This is a genomic window from Lutimonas vermicola (assembly GCF_038433205.1).
GTDB lineage: Bacteria > Bacteroidota > Bacteroidia > Flavobacteriales > Flavobacteriaceae > Lutimonas > Lutimonas vermicola.
On record NZ_JBCDNA010000001.1, the window covers coordinates 43,530 to 59,648 of the forward strand.

Below are 16,119 nucleotides of genomic sequence, written 5' to 3' on the forward strand. Positions count from 1 at the left end.
GTTAAAGAATAGTTAAAGTAGTCGCTACTTGATTTTTTTATCTTTAAATTTGGGTTAACAGAAAAAAATATGCACGATATGAAAAACTTTTTTAAGATTTTTATTGTTTCAGCCCTCGGAGGCGCGTTGACTTTGGGTGCTTATATACTGTTTTTTGAACATCAGGTCATCAGGGGAGAATTATCATCAAATGAAATGCCGCAAACCTTTCCGGCAAGTTATGAAAACGCCAGTGTTGCTGCGGCCGAAAAAACTGATTTCACTGAAATAGCCGAAAAATCAATACATGCGGTGGTTCACGTGAAGAATCTTAGTACGGCTAGCAGCAGAACAAACCCTCTTTTTGAATTCTTTTATGGACAATCAGGAGGATCTGAAAGGCAGGTAGTCGGCTCAGGATCCGGTGTGATTATTTCTTCCGACGGGTATATCATTACCAACAACCACGTTATAAAGGGGGCTCGTCAATTAGAGGTTACTTTGAACAACAAGGAGTCTTATAACGCAGAAGTGGTAGGAGTTGATGAGAGCTCAGATATTGCTTTGCTAAAAATTGATAAAACCAACCTGTCATATCTACCTTTCGGGGATTCAGACAATTTGAAGGTAGGAGAATGGGTTCTTGCTGTTGGAAACCCTTTTAACCTTACTTCAACTGTGACAGCCGGAATCGTGAGTGCCAAGGCGAGAGACATCAATATTATGAATAACAATAAACGAATTGAATCTTTTATTCAAACAGATGCTGCGGTTAATCCGGGAAATAGTGGAGGTGCTTTGGTTAATACAAGGGGTAATTTAATCGGTATAAATACGGCGATTTCCTCTCAGACCGGTTCTTATATTGGTTATTCTTTTGCAGTTCCATCGAATATTGCGAAAAAAGTGATAGAGGATATCCTTGAATATGGAAATGTTCAAAGAGCGTATCTAGGCATTAATTACGAAGAGTTAAACAGTGAAAAGGCAAATGAGTTTGGTGTTGCAAGTACCGAAGGGGTTCTCATTACAAGGATTTTAGATCAGGGAGCTGCTAAGGAAGCGGGATTGATGGCTAATGACATCATTGTTAAAATGGACAATATTAAAATTGCTAATTTTTCTGATCTGCAAGGGTTTTTAGGATCAAAGAGACCTGGGGATCAAGTGGATGTTTCTATTTTAAGAGACGAGACTCCGAAAACTGTTCGGGTGAAATTGAAAAATCAGTTTGGAAAATACGAATTCGAAAATTCAGATTTTTCAAAATACTTTATCGGAGAGCTGGCACCAATAAGTAAAAGCGATGCAAGTAAATATGATATTGACTACGGCGTAAAAATCATAAGCCTGAAAAACGAAGAAATTGAAAGGACCTATGGCGTGGGTGCAGGAGACATTATTCTCGCTGTAGAGGATCAAAAAGTATCTAATGCCCAGGAAGTTGACCAATTGTTGAAAAATTATCAGAATAAAGATTATTTTGAGTTGCAAATCCTTACGAAAAGCGGGAAAATTGGCTACATTAGGGTTCGGTCAAATTAAGTGAATATTCATAAATTAGTGAAAACATAAGGTATAGTCTATTCTTGAAAATATGATAAAAAACCATTCAATACGAGTGGTTTTTTTTCATTTACATATTATAAAGGCATATTTTTACGTTCTCAATAAAACTGACTTGTTTGATATGAAATTAATGAAAAGTTACGAGGAACAATTATCTCTCGAAGTAGAGCAAAGAAGAATGACTGTTGAACTGATCAAATTGATCAGCGATTTATGGTATGAAAACAACATAGAATTATTGTTATTCAGAAATCAGCTCATTGACAGGAATGCCAGTGAAATATTGAATTTACTTGACTATGCCAAGGAATTTGTTCAAAAGCCGATTTCAATAAGCAATGTGTTAAAAATAGCTAAAAAGATAAGGGAAATGGACCTTCCCCCGGCTAAAATAGATATCGGAAAGCTGGCATATGTTTTTCATTTGACCGGCGAGACTGATATGGAGGATTTTGTGCTTAAAAAATTAGGGGATGCCCATAATAAAAATGGCATCAAACCTAAAGATGTTGTGTTGTACGGGTTTGGTAGAATTGGAAGATTGCTTGCCAGAGAGCTTATGTCACGAACGGGCAAGGGAGTTCAAATGAGGCTGAGGGCCATCGTTACCCGTGGGCAGATCACAAAAGAAGTACTGGAGAAAAGGGCATCCATGTTGAGAAAAGATTCGGTCCATGGCTATTTTAAAGGTTCGGTTAAGGTCGATTTTGAACAGCAGGCCCTGATTATTAACGGGACAACAGTATTTGTGATATCGGCCGATGGTCCTGAAGACCCGGATTATACCAAATACGGTATTCGGGATGCCTTGATCATTGATAACACAGGTGCCTTTAGAACCGAAGAGGCATTGTCGAGACATCTTAAAGCCAAAGGAGCGGATAAGGTCTTGCTCACTGCGCCTGGAATAGGAAATGTTCCAAATATTGTCTACGGAGTAAACCAGCATCATTTTGATCCTGATAAACACAGTGTCTTTTCGGCAGCATCCTGCACAACAAATGCCATTACTCCGGTATTGAAAGTGGTTAACGATACCCTGGGCATAAAACATGGTCACATTGAAACTATCCACGCCTATACCAACGACCAGAATCTGGTTGACAATATGCATAAAAAATACAGAAGAGGCAGGGCAGCAGCCCTAAACATGGTCATCACCGAAACCGGGGCTGGAAAAGCAGTATCAAAGGCAGTTCCCGAATTGGCGGGGAAATTGACTTCCAATGCCATAAGAGTTCCAGTTCCAAACGGTTCCCTTGCCATTCTAAATTTAAATTTGCAGACCAAAACGAGCAAAGAGGATTTGAATGCCATAATGAAAAAATATGCATTGGAAGGAGATCTTGTTGAACAGATCAGGTATTCTCTCAGTAACGAACTGGTTTCATCTGATATCGTTGGCACTCTTGAGCCCGCCATATTTGACAGCCATGCGACGATAGTGTCAAAAGGAGGCGATAATGCACTGCTTTATGTATGGTACGATAATGAATATGGCTATAGCCATCAGGTTTTGGGCTTGGCAAAATATATTGCAAAAGTGAGAAGATTCGCTTATTATTAACATGAATTATATAGGGATTGTTTGCCTAAGTTGGTAAAAGATTTTTATTTTTACCATTCTCAAGTTCTTAAACTAAGCCCCTATGAAAAAAATATACTTACTATTTATAGTATTTTTCTTGATCATCCTGTCTTGTGATAAAAATAAACAAGCCAAAGTGGTGCTTCCACAGCCTTTCCAGGTTTACGAAATCAAAACGAAAACGGTACCTATTTATGATGAATTTGTCGGACAGGTTTATGGCGAAAAGGATATTCCCATAAGAGCAAGGGTTGTTGGGTTTTTAGAGGGGATCCATTTTCTTGAAGGGCAAGGGGTTAAAAAAGGCCAGTTGCTCTATTCGATTGATCCCGATCCCCTGCAAGAGGAAGTGGCTGCCCAAAAAAGTATGGTCGCTCAGGCCCAGACAGTATTGGTTCAGGCTGAAAGTGATTTAAAAAGGATAGAGCCTTTGGCAGAAATGTCTGCAGTGAGTGAACAGGAACTGGATATGGCAACCTCGAAAAGAGATGCTGCCATTTCGGGTTTAGAAGCAGCAAAGGCTAATCTTAATATAGCAAAGATTAATCTTGGATATGCTAAAATGTACGCACCTATTGAAGGTATCATTGGAAAAACGCTTGCCAGAGAAGGTGAATTTGTCGGAAAGGACCCTAACCCGGTCATTTTGAACACAGTATCGCAGCTCCGTTCAGTAAGGGTTCAGTTCTTTTTATCTGAAAATGATTACCTGAGGATTGCTAGAGAATATACGCTGCGCACGAAAAATAAAATGGAGACCAAAAGCGATTCGATTGATTTACAATTAATCCTTGCCGATGGTTCTGTTTATCCTCATAAAGGAAAGATGGATTTCATTGACCGCAACGTTGATGCCAGCACAGGGGCTATCTTACTTCAAGCTTCTTTCCCAAATCCTGATCGATTGATCCGTCCCGGCCAGTTTGCCAGGGTAAAAGCAAAAATAAGAGAGGCAAAAGATGCCGTTTTGATTCCGCAAAAATGTGCCAGAGAACTTCAGGGCCAGTATTCGGTATTTTTAGTGAATGCCGAAAACAAACTGGAGGCAAGACAAATTGCAGTAGGCGAAAAAATAGGAGAGTTCTTTATTATCAAGGAAGGATTACAAAGTGGTGATAAGATTATTTTGGAAGGTGTTCAAAAGGCTCGATCTGATATGGAAATCATTCCGGAGCTAACAGAATTTGTTAGCCAGCAAAAACCACAAGTGTAGGCCATGGCAGAAGATAAAGGAAACTTTTTTGTTCGTAGGCCGATTGTAGCGATGGTGATAGCCATTGTAATCGTGATAGTAGGTTCGGTGTCTTTGATAGGGCTTCCCATTGAACAGTACCCTAATCTCACGCCACCCATAGTGCAGGTTCGAGGGACTTATACCGGGGCAAATGCCATGAATGTGGAAGAATCCATGGCGACGCCTTTGGAACAACAGATCAATGGGGTAGATAATATGATTTATATGCAATCAACCAATGCCAATGATGGTACCATGGTGATTGATGTGTCATTTAATGTTGGAACCGATCCCGATATGAATACAGTATTGGCTCAGAACCGTGTTTCCGCGGCAACGGCAAAACTTCCGGAATCCGTCAAAAAGTATGGGGTGACTACTGAAAAGTCCCTGCCCAATATTTTGATGTTGATCACTTTGACTTCGGATGGCCGTTACGACCAGGATTTTTTAGGGAATTATGCTTTAATCAATATAAAAGATCAGTTGGCAAGGATAAAAGGAATTGGAAGGGTGAATGTGATGGGGGCAGCAGATTATTCTATGCGTATCTGGATCAAGCCTGATCGATTGGCTAAAATGGGGCTGACTGTTCCCGAGATTATCAAAGCGATAAATGAACAAAATGTTATCGTACCAGGAGGTAAGTTTGGGGCCGAGCCTTCTCCGCCTGGAACAGAATTTACTTATACGGTTCGTTTACCTGAAAGATTTAATTCTCCGGAAGCCTTTGGAGAAATCGTGGTTCGAACGAATTCGGATGGTTCCCAGATAAAAATGAAAGACATTGCCACCATTAACCTTGGCGTTGAAACCTATAATATGTTTCCAAGGTTGAATGGAAAGACTGCTGCGATTATAGCGCTTTATCAGGCTCCCGGATCCAATGCAGTGGAATTGGCGGAGCAGGTCATCGAAAATATGGAAGGACTTCAATCGAGTTTTCCCGAAAGTATAGAATATGATGTGTCGCTTGATTCAACTGCACCCATTACGGCAGGGATCAAAGATATTGTCGTCACCCTGATTATAGCCCTTTTGCTTGTTGTTTTGGTGGTATTCATTTTTATTCAGGATTGGAGGGCCACACTTATTCCTACCCTTGCGATACCGGTATCTCTTATTGGCGCTTTTATGTTTTTCCCTGCACTGGGATTTACCATTAACGTACTTTCCTTATTGGGTCTTGTGCTGGCCATTGGTATCGTGGTTGATGATGCGATTGTAGTTGTGGAAGCCGTACAGGTGAATATAGAGAAAGGTATGACCGCTAAAGAAGCCACTTTTGATGCCATGAGAAAAGTAACGGCACCTGTTATTGCTACAACGCTGGTATTGATAGCAGTATTTATACCTGTAGCCGGTATGTCCGGAATTACGGGGCTACTCTATCAACAATTTGCTATAACCATTGTGGTTTCAGTGATCGTATCCTCGGTAAATGCCTTGACTTTAAGTCCTGCGCTATGCTCCTTATTATTAAAAAAGCCGGTAAAGTACGGCGGGCTGCTTGGTTGGTTCTTTGCAAAGTTTAATAAAGGAATGGACAGAACCACTGAATCCTATATGAGTTTTACCAATATCATGGGAAGAAAACTCAAGAGAGGAGTTGTTTTTATTCTGTTGATGACAGTTGGTGCAGGCGTGTTTGGATATCTCGTTCCCGGCGGGTTTATACCGGCCGAGGATATGGGTTATTACTTCGTGAATTTACAGTTGCCCGATGCGGCTTCCCTTCAGAGGACAAATGAAATATCAAAAGAAGTGGAAGAAATCCTAATGGAGTTTCCTGAAGTTGAGTATGTAACGTCTGCACCGGGATTTTCGATGCTTTCAGGGGCGATGACATCAAATTCGGGTTTTCTGTTTGCCTCTTTAAAACCCTGGGATGAAAGATCGGCGACAGCTGAAGAAATGGTGATGAAATCGAACAGGGCACTCATACAAAAAATTAAAGGAGCGCAGGTATTTGCATTTGGGCCACCTGCCATCCCTGGTTTGGGTAATGGTTCAGGATATAGCATTATGCTTCAGGATCGGGGAGGGAATACGCCAAATTATCTCGCTGAAAATACCGTGAAGTTTATACAGGCTGCCAACGCCAGGCCTGAAATAGGAAGCGCCTTTACGACTTTTCAGGCGAATGTGCCTCAGCGCTATATGGATATCGATAGAGAGAAAGCCCTGAAATTGGGAATTAACCTAAACGACTTATACACTACCGTTGGGGCTTTTATGGGTGGATCCTACGTGAATGACTTTACACGATTCGGGAGATTGTATAAAACCTACATTCAGGCAGAGCCGGCATACAGGGTGGATGAAAGTCAAATGAATAATTTCTTTATAAGAAATATTGAAGGCAATATGGTGCCCTTGGGCACAGTGGCGACAATAAAGCCTATTGCCGGTCCGGATTATACCATGAGGTTTAATTTATTCAGATCTGTTGAGGTAACAGGGGCTCCCGCACCGGGATTTACTTCTAATCAAGCGAGAGAAGCATTAAAAGAAGTTGCAGCTGAGGTTTTACCTTCGGATATGAGTTATGCCTGGAACGCCATGTCTTTTCAGGAAGAAAAGGCCTCGGGCTCTTTGATGATGATCCTGACTTTTTCTCTTGTCTTTGTATTCCTCATTTTATCGGCCCAATATGAAAGCTGGTCCCTGCCATTGAGTATTTTACTAGGAACGCCTTTTGCGATTTTCGGAGCACTGTTTGCCTTATGGGCGGCCAGACTCGTGAGCCCAACTTTTGAGAACAATATTTTTGCTCAGGTTTCTTTTGTAATGTTAATAGGAATGGCAGCCAAAAATGCCATTTTAATTGTTGAATTTGCCAATGAAGAATTTCAGGGAGGATTGAGTTTATATGACGCCGCCATGAAAGCTGCAAAATCAAGGTTTAGACCTATTTTGATGACGGCATTTTCATTTATTCTTGGTGTATTTCCTTTGGTTATTGCTTCAGGATCCGGTGCCGAAGCAAGAAAAGTAATGGGTATGGCACTTTTAGGAGGTATGACGCTGGCTACTTTCCTTGGGGTGTTCCTATATCCTATGCTGTTTATCTTAATAGGAAAGGTTTTCGGTTATGAGAAGCAAAGAGATCGGCAATTAGCGCTTGAGGGAGAATCTACAAACACAGAAGCATGAGAAAGAAACTAAAAAATATCGCGCTTATCCTGATCTTTGCAGGAATTTCATTTTCCTGTAAAGTAGGGCCGAATTTTCAGAAACCTGAAGATGAAACTCCACAAAGCTTCAGGTACACCAATAATGCAACAGACAGTATCATTAATTTAAAATGGTGGGAATTATTTCACGACCCTGTTCTTGATACTTTGATTGCCACTGCCTTGCGAGAGAATAAAAACCTGTTAATTGCTGCGAGCAGAATTGAACAGGCCAGGGCCAACGTAAAGTTTAACAAAGCTGATATGGGTCCTAAAATAGGGCTGCAGGGAGATGCCGGGGCGACCAATCAACTATTTAATATTCCCGGCGATAATACTTTTGAAAGTTATGGTGCGGCCGGAACCTTTAGTTGGGAACTCGATTTTTGGGGCAAGTTCAGGAGAAGTACTGAGGCTGCCAAAGCGGATATGTTAGCCTCCTTTTATGGTAAGCGAGCCATAGAAATTGCTTTAATCTCTGAAGTGGCCACAAATTATTTTCAATTACTCGATTATAAGATGCGATTAGCAATCTCTGAAAGTACTTTGAACCTGAGGGATAGTACACTTCAAATTATTCAAGCCAGATTTGATAAAGGATATACCCATATCATTGATGTAAACCAGGCGGAGATTCAAAAAGGAATCACCCAGGCCTCTGTTCCCAGATTCAAAAGATTTGTAGCGTTTACAGAGAATAATTTGAGTTTGTTGATGGGCAGAAACATGAATGAAGTACTGACCTTTAAAGATTTAGCCGACTATAAGATACCCGATTCAATTCCGACCGGTATTCCCTCGGAAATCTTGCAGAGAAGGCCTGATATTTTGCAATCAGAACAAATGTATAAAGCCCAAAATGCGCGTATTGGAGTTGCTCAGGCCCTTCGGTTTCCTTCTATAAGCCTTACAGGCCTGCTCGGACTCGGAAGTGCTGACCTGTCTGATTTGGTTTCAAATGGTTTGGGTTGGAGCGCAGGTGCCAGTTTACTTGGACCGGTCTTTGAATGGGGTAAAAATGCCAGAAGGGTGGATATTGAAAGAGAATTAGCCAAACAGTATCTGTACGACTATGAAAATACCGTATTGACTGCCTTACTGGAAGTGGATAATTCTTTGATTGAATTATCGACGTATCGCGAGGAATTGATAGCAAACGAAATGAAAATGAGAGCTGCAAAAAATGCAAGCAGCCTTTCAAGACAACGCTATTATCAAGGGGTTACCAGTTATCTGGAAGTAATGGAAAACCAGCGTCAGGAATTTGATGCCCGATTGGCCTTTAGCGAAAATTACCAGGCATTATTATCTTCTTATATAGGGTTGTACAAATCTCTGGGAGGAGGTTGGGTTAGTGAAGCTGAACTCGAAAAATATGCGGCACAGGTTGCAGAAGATCAAAATGTTGATGTGAATAGCATTAACAGAGATTCACTGTACTATGCCGGGCAAGTGGTAGATTATTACCTGACTCCGGAACAACAACAGCAACGTAAGTCGGAAAGGAAAAGGCTTCTGGAGGAAGAAAGAGAAGCAAGAAAGCAAGCCAGAAGAAGCAAATAGTTTCTAAAAGTGTAACTTGAAATTAAAATGGCAGTGCAAAGCACTGCCATTTTTAATCAAAATCAACACTAAAAAAAATATATTGCTACAAAAGTAGCCTGGTAATCAAAATTTTAAGTAAATATAATTTGTGTTCTGTCACCGTCACAAAGACCATAGAAGTCACCAATTGTGATGATTGAATCCACTTCGTCACTAAGGTCTTCTTTTTCTAATTTGAACATATCAACAGCAAGCTTGCACGCATAAATCATTCCACCTCCTGCAGTAATCATTTCAAGAAATTCATCAACCGGAGGCATGTCGAGCTCTTCCATTTGATGTCTCATCATTTTTGACACTCCGGCTTCAACTCCGGGCAATCCTCCTAACATGGTTGGAAAAGGAAGGCCACCGGGCATACGCATAGCCGGATTCCCTGTTGTGGCTGTATGAAGGCCATTCATTCTGTCTTTTGTAATACCGTCAAGGCCAAAGAAGGTGAAAAATACGTTCGTTTCAATACCTTCCATTACGGCACCATTGGCCATCACTAAAGTCGCATATACATCTTCCAAAGATCCCTTGGCACAGATAATACAAACTTTTTCTAAAGGTTTTTTTTCTTCTGAACTCATCTTGTTATATTTTTGTTATCATTTAATTCCTTATTATACACAACTGGCTGGTTTAGGAATTCCAGCGATTTTTGCTGAGAATTTCAAAGGGCCTTTTGGAAATAATTTGTACAATCCTTTGATATCTGTAATACCTGATTTACCCACTTTCCTAATGCTCAGTGCCTCTCCAGCTTCAGTTTTTTCACGCAAATAATTTAATACTTCAAAGTGTTTGTCTGTTAATTCGATGCCTACTTCACTTGCGATTTCTTTTGCAATATCCTCATTCCATTCATTCATGTTTTCAAGATATCCTTCTTCTGACACATTTACTTGTGTTCCTGCGATTGTTTTTAAAGCCATAATTCTATTATTTATGTTATTTATTTGATTGTTTATTCTTTGATGTCTACATCTTTTGAAACATTTTTCATAAAGGTGATACCGTAGCCCAGTGCTTTTTTCATTTCAGGACTGTTCATTTCACGCATCAACTTCCATACGGAGTAAGAAGGCACGCTTTCGGTTTCCATACTGTTAAACGCTTTTATGGCGTTTTGCATGATATTCAATACCTCGGGCTGAGTCATTTCTTTAATAATCGTCAAAATCGAGACAATACTGTTTGCCAGTTCTTTGAGATCCTCAGGGCTAAAGCCTTTGATAACGTTATCAATTACAGGTCCGATTTCTCTTATAAAGTCAAAGTAACCTTTTTGTTCAAGGGTATTCATTTGCTTTGTAAAGTCAATGATCACTTCATTTGCAATCGGGCCTACCTCCTTACCAAGATCCACCGCCATTTCAAGGGTGTCCATAACGGTTTTGATATTCCCTATATTTCTTAAAACTGACACGGCCAATCCGGTCAATTCAGAAGGGTCAATTTCCACCTGTCTCTTGTCGAGTTCGATTACAGTTGAATCATAGGCATCTTTTCCTATAATGCTAAGGTCCCCAACAAGGTCTTCCACCATGTTGGCCTGTAATTTTTGTTGATGTACATACCCCAGGATCAGATCCAGTTTTTTGTCCAGCGCATCAATTTGCATTTGTATATTCTTGTCTTCCATCACTAGTATCTATTGAGGTTACATTCTCTTTTTTCCTGCCATGCTCATGTCTGCCTCAATTGGCAACTCTCTGCCTTTTAGTAGAATGTGCCAGTAGATCCATCTGAAAAGAATTTTACCATAGTGGTTCATTTTCGTATTTTTCAAAAGCTTAAATGGTCCGATGCCTGGCAAAGGGAAAGTTCCTGGCAAGGGTTCTGTTTCATAATTAAAATCGATCAGGGCACCTTTTCCATAACCAGTTTCGATATAGCAGTTGGCATGACCGTCAAATTTAGCGGGTAATGCTCTTCCTTCCATTGCGGCAAGCAGGTTTTCCGTTAAAATCTCAGCTGCGAAATGTGCTACAGAACCTGCTTTTGAGGTAGGTATATTGGCAGCATCACCGATTACAAAAATGTTCTCGAATTGTTTAGATTGCAAGGTGTATTTGTCGGTTGGCACGTAATTCATGTCATCACCTAAGCCGCTTCTTTCTATCATGTCTGATCCCATGTTCACCGGAACAATAGTCAGGATATCAAATTCAACTTCGCGTTCATCATAAGAAACAAGCTTTTTGTTCTCATTATCCACGTAACTCAAATAAAAATCTGATACTACATCTATATTCTTTTCTTCTAAAAGATCACCAAGCACCTTGGATGCTACAGGCTTTGTAAAGGCACCAGGCATCAAAGTTACATAGGAGATATCGACCTTGTCTTTCATGCCGCGTTCTGCAAAGTATGCCTCTGCAAGGCAAACAAACTCAATGGGTGCTACCGGGCATTTATAAGGTAGCTCAGGTATACACATAACTAATTTTCCACCTTCCCAATCTTTCAATCTATTGTGAAGTGCTACGGCTCCTTCTACAGTGTAAAAGTCGAAAATATCCTTGTACCACAATTTGTCAGTTAACCCTTCTGTTTCAGAAGGCCTGGTCTCTGTTCCGGTTGCGATGATCAAAAAATCATAATTTAAAACCTCGCCTCCATCGAGCAGCACCTTGTTTTCCTCTCCAACTATTTTATCTATAGGGCTGAAGATCACATTTACACCAGGAGGGAAAAAATCGTATTTTGGTTTAACGACATCTTTCTTACTATAAATCCCAAAGGGAATAAACAAGAATCCGGGTTGGTAATAATGAGTTTTATACTGATCTACAATCGTGATTTCCCATTCTTCTTTATCAAGTTCATGATGCATTTTGTTTAACATCATTGTTCCGGCTGTTCCGGCACCTAAAATCACTAACTTCTTCATAATTTTTGTCTTATTAATTATACGGCAAAGATAGAGCGAGGTTTTTTTCTAAGAAGTGACTTAAGTCATATTTTTGTTTGTAAAGGCTCTAATTTCAGTAACTTAAGTCACACAAGGTTTGATTAAAATTGTTATAGAAAGCAATGAAAATACGGTGATAATAAAAAAAGAGTTATTTTTAAATTTCCAAAACCAACAACTTGATGACCACAGTCGAAAAGAAGATTAAAGACCTGAGAGAAGAACTCCGACAACATAATTATCGCTACTATGTTCTTGATGAGCCTAGTATATCTGATTTTGAATTTGACTTTAAATTAAAAGAACTTCAGGAGCTCGAATTAAAACATCCTGAATTTAGCGACCCAAATTCTCCTACTCAAAGAGTAGGAGGTGAAATCACCAAGAATTTCAATACCATTGTTCATAAGAACAGGATGTACTCTTTAGACAATTCCTATTCAAAAGAAGATATTCTGGATTGGGAAAAAAGGATCCAGAAGATTCTCGGGGATGTAGAACTTGAATTTACCTGTGAACTTAAATATGACGGTGCTTCCATTAATATAAGTTATGATCACGGTGTTTTTCTTAAGGCTGTCACCCGGGGTGATGGATTTATGGGTGATGACGTTACGTCAAATGTTCGCACCATAAGGTCCATTCCCCTTGTTGTAAAAGACGATAAGTTAATTTCATTTGAGATCAGAGGTGAGATTGTACTGCCACTTGATGGTTTTGAAAAGATGAATATGGAAAGAATTGAAGCGGGGGAAGATCCCTACCGGAACCCAAGGAATACTGCAAGTGGAAGTTTAAAGCTGCAGGATAGCGCTGAGGTGGCCAGCCGCCCCCTTGATTGTTTACTCTATCAGGTTGTGGCCGATAGCAATCCTTTTTCCACCCATTATGAGATTTTAAATTATGCGGCATCAATTGGTTTTAAGGTACCAAAGACAATAAAATTGTGTAAAAATATCGAAGAAATTTTTGGATTCCTCCAATATTGGGACCACAAGAGACATGAACTGCCTTATGAGACCGACGGCGTAGTGATAAAAGTGAATTCACTTAATCATCAGGAGGAATTGGGTTATACGGCAAAATCTCCCCGATGGGCCCTGGCCTATAAATTTAAGGCCGAACAGGCCAGTACGATACTCAAAGAAGTTACCTATCAGGTAGGCCGAACCGGAGCCATTACGCCGGTTGCCAACCTCGAACCCGTTGAGTTGGCCGGAACGATTGTAAAAAGGGCTTCGTTGCATAATGCAGATCAAATAGAGAAAATGGACCTTCGGTTGAATGACAGGGTTTATGTGGAAAAAGGAGGGGAGATCATTCCAAAAATAGTAGGAGTTGATTTGACATTTCGCTCCCCGGAGGCCGAATCAATAAAATATATCACACATTGTCCCGATTGTGGAACAGAACTTGTGAGAAAAAAGGGAGATGCTAAACACTTTTGTCCAAATGAATTTGGGTGCCCGACACAGATTACAGGCAGGATTCAGCATTTTATTAGTCGAAAAGCCATGAATATTGACGGCCTTGGTGCCGAATCTGTTGAACTGTTGTTTAAAAATGGCTTGATTCATAATGTTGCAGATCTCTATGAACTAAGAGAGGATCAGATCGTTCCCTTGGAACGGATGGCTGAAAAGTCGGCATCTAACATGATCAAGGGTATTCAGGCATCAAAAAACATTCCTTTCGAAAAAGTGCTGTTTGCCCTTGGAATCAGATTCGTGGGAGAGACTGTAGCTAAGAAGCTGGCGCGACATTACAAGAATATAAACGCTTTGATCGAAGCCGATTTTGAAAAATTGATACTCGTTGATGAAATTGGGGATAAGATCGCAGAGAGTATTATTAAATTTTTCAGTGATGATGGAAACCGACAAATAATTGATCGCTTAAAAAAATATGGGTTGCAGTTTTCTGTGGATGAGTCTTTGTTGGCAGATCAAACCGAGCTGCTAAAAGGGAAGGTTTTTGTTGTGTCCGGAGTTTTTCAGGTGATGTCTCGCAATGAACTTAAAAAATCCATTGAAGACAATGGTGGCAAGGTGTCAGGATCAATTTCTAAAAAGACGAGTTATATAATCGCCGGAGATAATATGGGGCCGAGTAAAAAACAAAAAGCCGAGAGCCTGGGAATCCCCATAATCACTGAGCAGGATTATCTGTCAATGATTTAAAAAAACACTGTTTATAATTCTAACACTTGTACCTTGTTTCGTGTTGAATATACTTTTCCTTCATTGTGAAGTTGCTTCAATAACCTTGTAATAACAACTCTGGAGGTATTTAGATCGTTGGCAATTTGCTGATGCGTGATATCAAGATTTACGTCATGATGGACAAGCGCCATGTCTGACAGGTATTTAAGCAGACGATGGTGCATATTCATAAAAGCAAGCCCGTCAATAGATTCGACCATTTCAATGAGTCGAAAATGATAACTGTCAATAATGAAATGTCTCCAGGTTTTGAACTTTGCCAGCCAGTCATCGATATATTCGACAGGTAAAAAGATGGCTTCGGCATCATTTTCGACTACCGCTTTAAAGATACTTTCTTTCCTGTTGATACAATTGATAAATGAAATGGCACAGGTATCTCCTTTCTCAAGAAAATAGAGTACAAGTTCCTCACCTTCTTTTTCTTTTCGGATGATTTTAACTGCACCTTGCAGGATGAGCGGGATATGAGTCATATTTTCACCTATATCAACAAGGATTTCTCCCTGCTTATATTTTTCTAAAAATCCAACTTTTACTATTTCTTCTATTAATTCTTTTTCAAAAATCGAGCCGTAGTATTCCCCAATTTTTTTTCGTAGGATAACTTCTTGTGTATTCATATCTTCTTGGAGGGTCATGAATGTTTAAACAAAGTTAGTTTAAAATATGATAGTTACCAAGAACTTATTGCTAACTGTGACTTGAATTCCTGTAAAAGAAAACTCCTTAACATTAGTTAAGGAGTTTTCCACCAAAATCGATTCTGGCTGCATTCAAGCAAAACAAATAAATAATTAGAAAACTACTTGAATTTGCGCCAAGAATTTATCATTGTCTTCGTTGATAACCGTTTCAATATTAGCCTGATAGTTTAGTTGTAAACGTACCGATTTGTTGAAAAAATAGTTAAGGCCAATAGTCATTCTTTCACTGTAACGATAAGGGACATCTTTTAAGTCAAGGTCCTGATCGAAGAATTCATATTTAAAAACAGGCTGCAGGTTCCATTTGGTGTCATACCAGATCATGCCATAGGCTCCATCTCTTTTTTCTCCTAATGCCAGTGGCTCAGATCCGCATCCGGTGTCTGCACCTGGATCAAAAGCACCTTCGTCATGAATATATTCTCCCTGGATATGAAGGTTATTGATGTCGAAAAGAACTTCTCCTCCATAGGTAACCCTGTCATCATCATTATTGTTCAGTTTTGGGAAGCCGTATCTGTAACTGCCTCCAATGGTCATAAAATCAAACAATTTATAGGTAACCCGGCCAACAAGGTCTTTTTTGTTGTTGTTATCCACCTTGTTTAATCCACTTCCATTCATGATGGCGAAGGCATAATTCAGTCTTGTATTCACGTTACCACCCCAAATTGAGATTCCATAATCTCGTTGTGGAACAACCAGCTGATCTGATACAATGGCACGGTCTATGGTAACCAATGCGTTACAGGCCGTTTGAACTTCACGGCCAAAAGGTTGTTTATAAGAACCCACAGAAAGACGGGCCCAGTTATATTTATCCCAGGTCACAAAAGCGTCCATAAGATAGGCACTTCCAACACCACCAATAAAGGGGCTGGTCTCCAACATAAAATAGTAGGTCCAATCTTCAAATAACCGCCCTCTTACTCCGATTCTGGCTCTTCTGAATTTGAAGGTGCTTTCTGCCGGATCAGAAAGGGTGTAATTATACTCAGGTTGAACAAACCCAAATAGTTTAATTTTGGCAGGAGCAATGCTATCATTGGGATCCTCTGCGTCACAACCTTGTGCTTGCACTTGGCTCATGAGCATACTAATCATCATTACGATGAATATTGAAATAATTTTTTTCAT

At 40.0% G+C, this 16,119-nt stretch carries 12 protein-coding genes; 6 read left to right on the forward strand and 6 right to left on the reverse strand.

The genetic code is table 11. From position 1 onward, the window contains the following. Positions 1-78 precede the first annotated feature (78 nt). From AABB81_RS00225 to AABB81_RS00245, 5 genes are all read left to right on the forward strand, one after another. The gene (locus AABB81_RS00225) at positions 79-1,524 is read left to right on the forward strand and encodes a Do family serine endopeptidase (protein WP_342157811.1); all 1,446 of its coding nucleotides are present in this window, start codon (positions 79-81) and stop codon (positions 1,522-1,524) included. 145 nt (positions 1,525-1,669) lie between these two features. After that, entirely contained in the window at positions 1,670-3,115 is a 1,446-nt protein-coding gene (locus tag AABB81_RS00230; RefSeq protein WP_342157812.1) for a glyceraldehyde-3-phosphate dehydrogenase, read from the forward strand. A gap of 82 nt (positions 3,116-3,197) precedes the next feature. After that, the gene (locus AABB81_RS00235) at positions 3,198-4,349 is read left to right on the forward strand and encodes an efflux RND transporter periplasmic adaptor subunit (protein WP_342157813.1); all 1,152 of its coding nucleotides are present in this window, start codon (positions 3,198-3,200) and stop codon (positions 4,347-4,349) included. A 3-nt stretch (positions 4,350-4,352) separates the two neighbouring features. Continuing rightward, on the forward strand, positions 4,353-7,526 hold the full coding sequence (locus tag AABB81_RS00240; RefSeq protein ID WP_342157814.1) for an efflux RND transporter permease subunit: 3,174 nt from the start codon (positions 4,353-4,355) through the stop codon (positions 7,524-7,526). Further along, positions 7,523-9,109, forward strand: coding sequence for an efflux transporter outer membrane subunit (locus AABB81_RS00245; protein ID WP_342157815.1), 1,587 nt, complete (start codon positions 7,523-7,525; stop codon positions 9,107-9,109). The genes AABB81_RS00240 and AABB81_RS00245 overlap by 4 nt, the downstream gene beginning before the upstream one ends. 113 nt (positions 9,110-9,222) lie before the next feature. Here the strand turns inward: AABB81_RS00245 and AABB81_RS00250 are convergent, their stop codons facing one another. Genes AABB81_RS00250 through sqr form a run of 4 tightly spaced genes read right to left on the reverse strand, consistent with a single transcriptional unit; the run spans position 9,223 to position 12,032 of the window. Continuing rightward, positions 9,223-9,726 (reverse strand): DsrE/DsrF/DrsH-like family protein, encoded by a 504-nt coding sequence (locus AABB81_RS00250; RefSeq protein ID WP_342157816.1) that lies wholly within the window; start codon positions 9,724-9,726, stop codon positions 9,223-9,225. A 33-nt stretch (positions 9,727-9,759) separates the two neighbouring features. Next, a complete protein-coding gene (locus tag AABB81_RS00255) occupies positions 9,760-10,071 on the reverse strand; it encodes a TusE/DsrC/DsvC family sulfur relay protein (protein WP_342157817.1) in 312 nt (103 codons plus the stop codon). 32 nt (positions 10,072-10,103) lie between these two features. Beyond that, positions 10,104-10,781, reverse strand: coding sequence for a helical membrane plugin domain-containing protein (locus AABB81_RS00260; protein WP_342157818.1), 678 nt, complete (start codon positions 10,779-10,781; stop codon positions 10,104-10,106). 18 nt (positions 10,782-10,799) lie between these two features. Continuing rightward, entirely contained in the window at positions 10,800-12,032 is a 1,233-nt protein-coding gene (gene sqr, locus AABB81_RS00265; RefSeq protein WP_342157819.1) for a type III sulfide quinone reductase, selenoprotein subtype, read from the reverse strand. A 203-nt stretch (positions 12,033-12,235) separates the two neighbouring features. On the opposite strand from sqr, the gene ligA reads away from it, so the two are divergent. Continuing rightward, positions 12,236-14,233: an NAD-dependent DNA ligase LigA gene (ligA, locus tag AABB81_RS00270; RefSeq protein WP_342157820.1), complete on the forward strand. Its 1,998-nt coding sequence runs from the start codon at positions 12,236-12,238 to the stop codon at positions 14,231-14,233. 11 nt (positions 14,234-14,244) lie between these two features. Here ligA and AABB81_RS00275 read toward each other — a convergent pair whose 3' ends face one another. Together AABB81_RS00275 and AABB81_RS00280 are read right to left on the reverse strand one after the other, a co-directional pair. Next, positions 14,245-14,898: a Crp/Fnr family transcriptional regulator gene (locus AABB81_RS00275; protein ID WP_342157821.1), complete on the reverse strand. Its 654-nt coding sequence runs from the start codon at positions 14,896-14,898 to the stop codon at positions 14,245-14,247. A 174-nt stretch (positions 14,899-15,072) separates the two neighbouring features. Then, positions 15,073-16,119, reverse strand: coding sequence for a porin (locus AABB81_RS00280; RefSeq protein WP_342157822.1), 1,047 nt, complete (start codon positions 16,117-16,119; stop codon positions 15,073-15,075).

Coding starts and splice junctions, on each gene's coding strand:
- AABB81_RS00255 (WP_342157817.1), bottom strand. CDS start 10,071: ATGGCTTTAAAAACAATCGCAGGAACACAAGTAAATGTGTCAGAAGAA.
- sqr (WP_342157819.1), bottom strand. CDS start 12,032: ATGAAGAAGTTAGTGATTTTAGGTGCCGGAACAGCCGGAACAATGATG.
- AABB81_RS00250 (WP_342157816.1), bottom strand. CDS start 9,726: ATGAGTTCAGAAGAAAAAAAACCTTTAGAAAAAGTTTGTATTATCTGT.
- ligA (WP_342157820.1), top strand. CDS start 12,236: ATGACCACAGTCGAAAAGAAGATTAAAGACCTGAGAGAAGAACTCCGA.
- AABB81_RS00230 (WP_342157812.1), top strand. CDS start 1,670: ATGAAATTAATGAAAAGTTACGAGGAACAATTATCTCTCGAAGTAGAG.
- AABB81_RS00245 (WP_342157815.1), top strand. CDS start 7,523: ATGAGAAAGAAACTAAAAAATATCGCGCTTATCCTGATCTTTGCAGGA.
- AABB81_RS00280 (WP_342157822.1), bottom strand. CDS start 16,119: ATGAAAAAAATTATTTCAATATTCATCGTAATGATGATTAGTATGCTC.
- AABB81_RS00225 (WP_342157811.1), top strand. CDS start 79: ATGAAAAACTTTTTTAAGATTTTTATTGTTTCAGCCCTCGGAGGCGCG.
- AABB81_RS00275 (WP_342157821.1), bottom strand. CDS start 14,898: ATGAATACACAAGAAGTTATCCTACGAAAAAAAATTGGGGAATACTAC.
- AABB81_RS00240 (WP_342157814.1), top strand. CDS start 4,353: ATGGCAGAAGATAAAGGAAACTTTTTTGTTCGTAGGCCGATTGTAGCG.
- AABB81_RS00260 (WP_342157818.1), bottom strand. CDS start 10,781: ATGGAAGACAAGAATATACAAATGCAAATTGATGCGCTGGACAAAAAA.
- AABB81_RS00235 (WP_342157813.1), top strand. CDS start 3,198: ATGAAAAAAATATACTTACTATTTATAGTATTTTTCTTGATCATCCTG.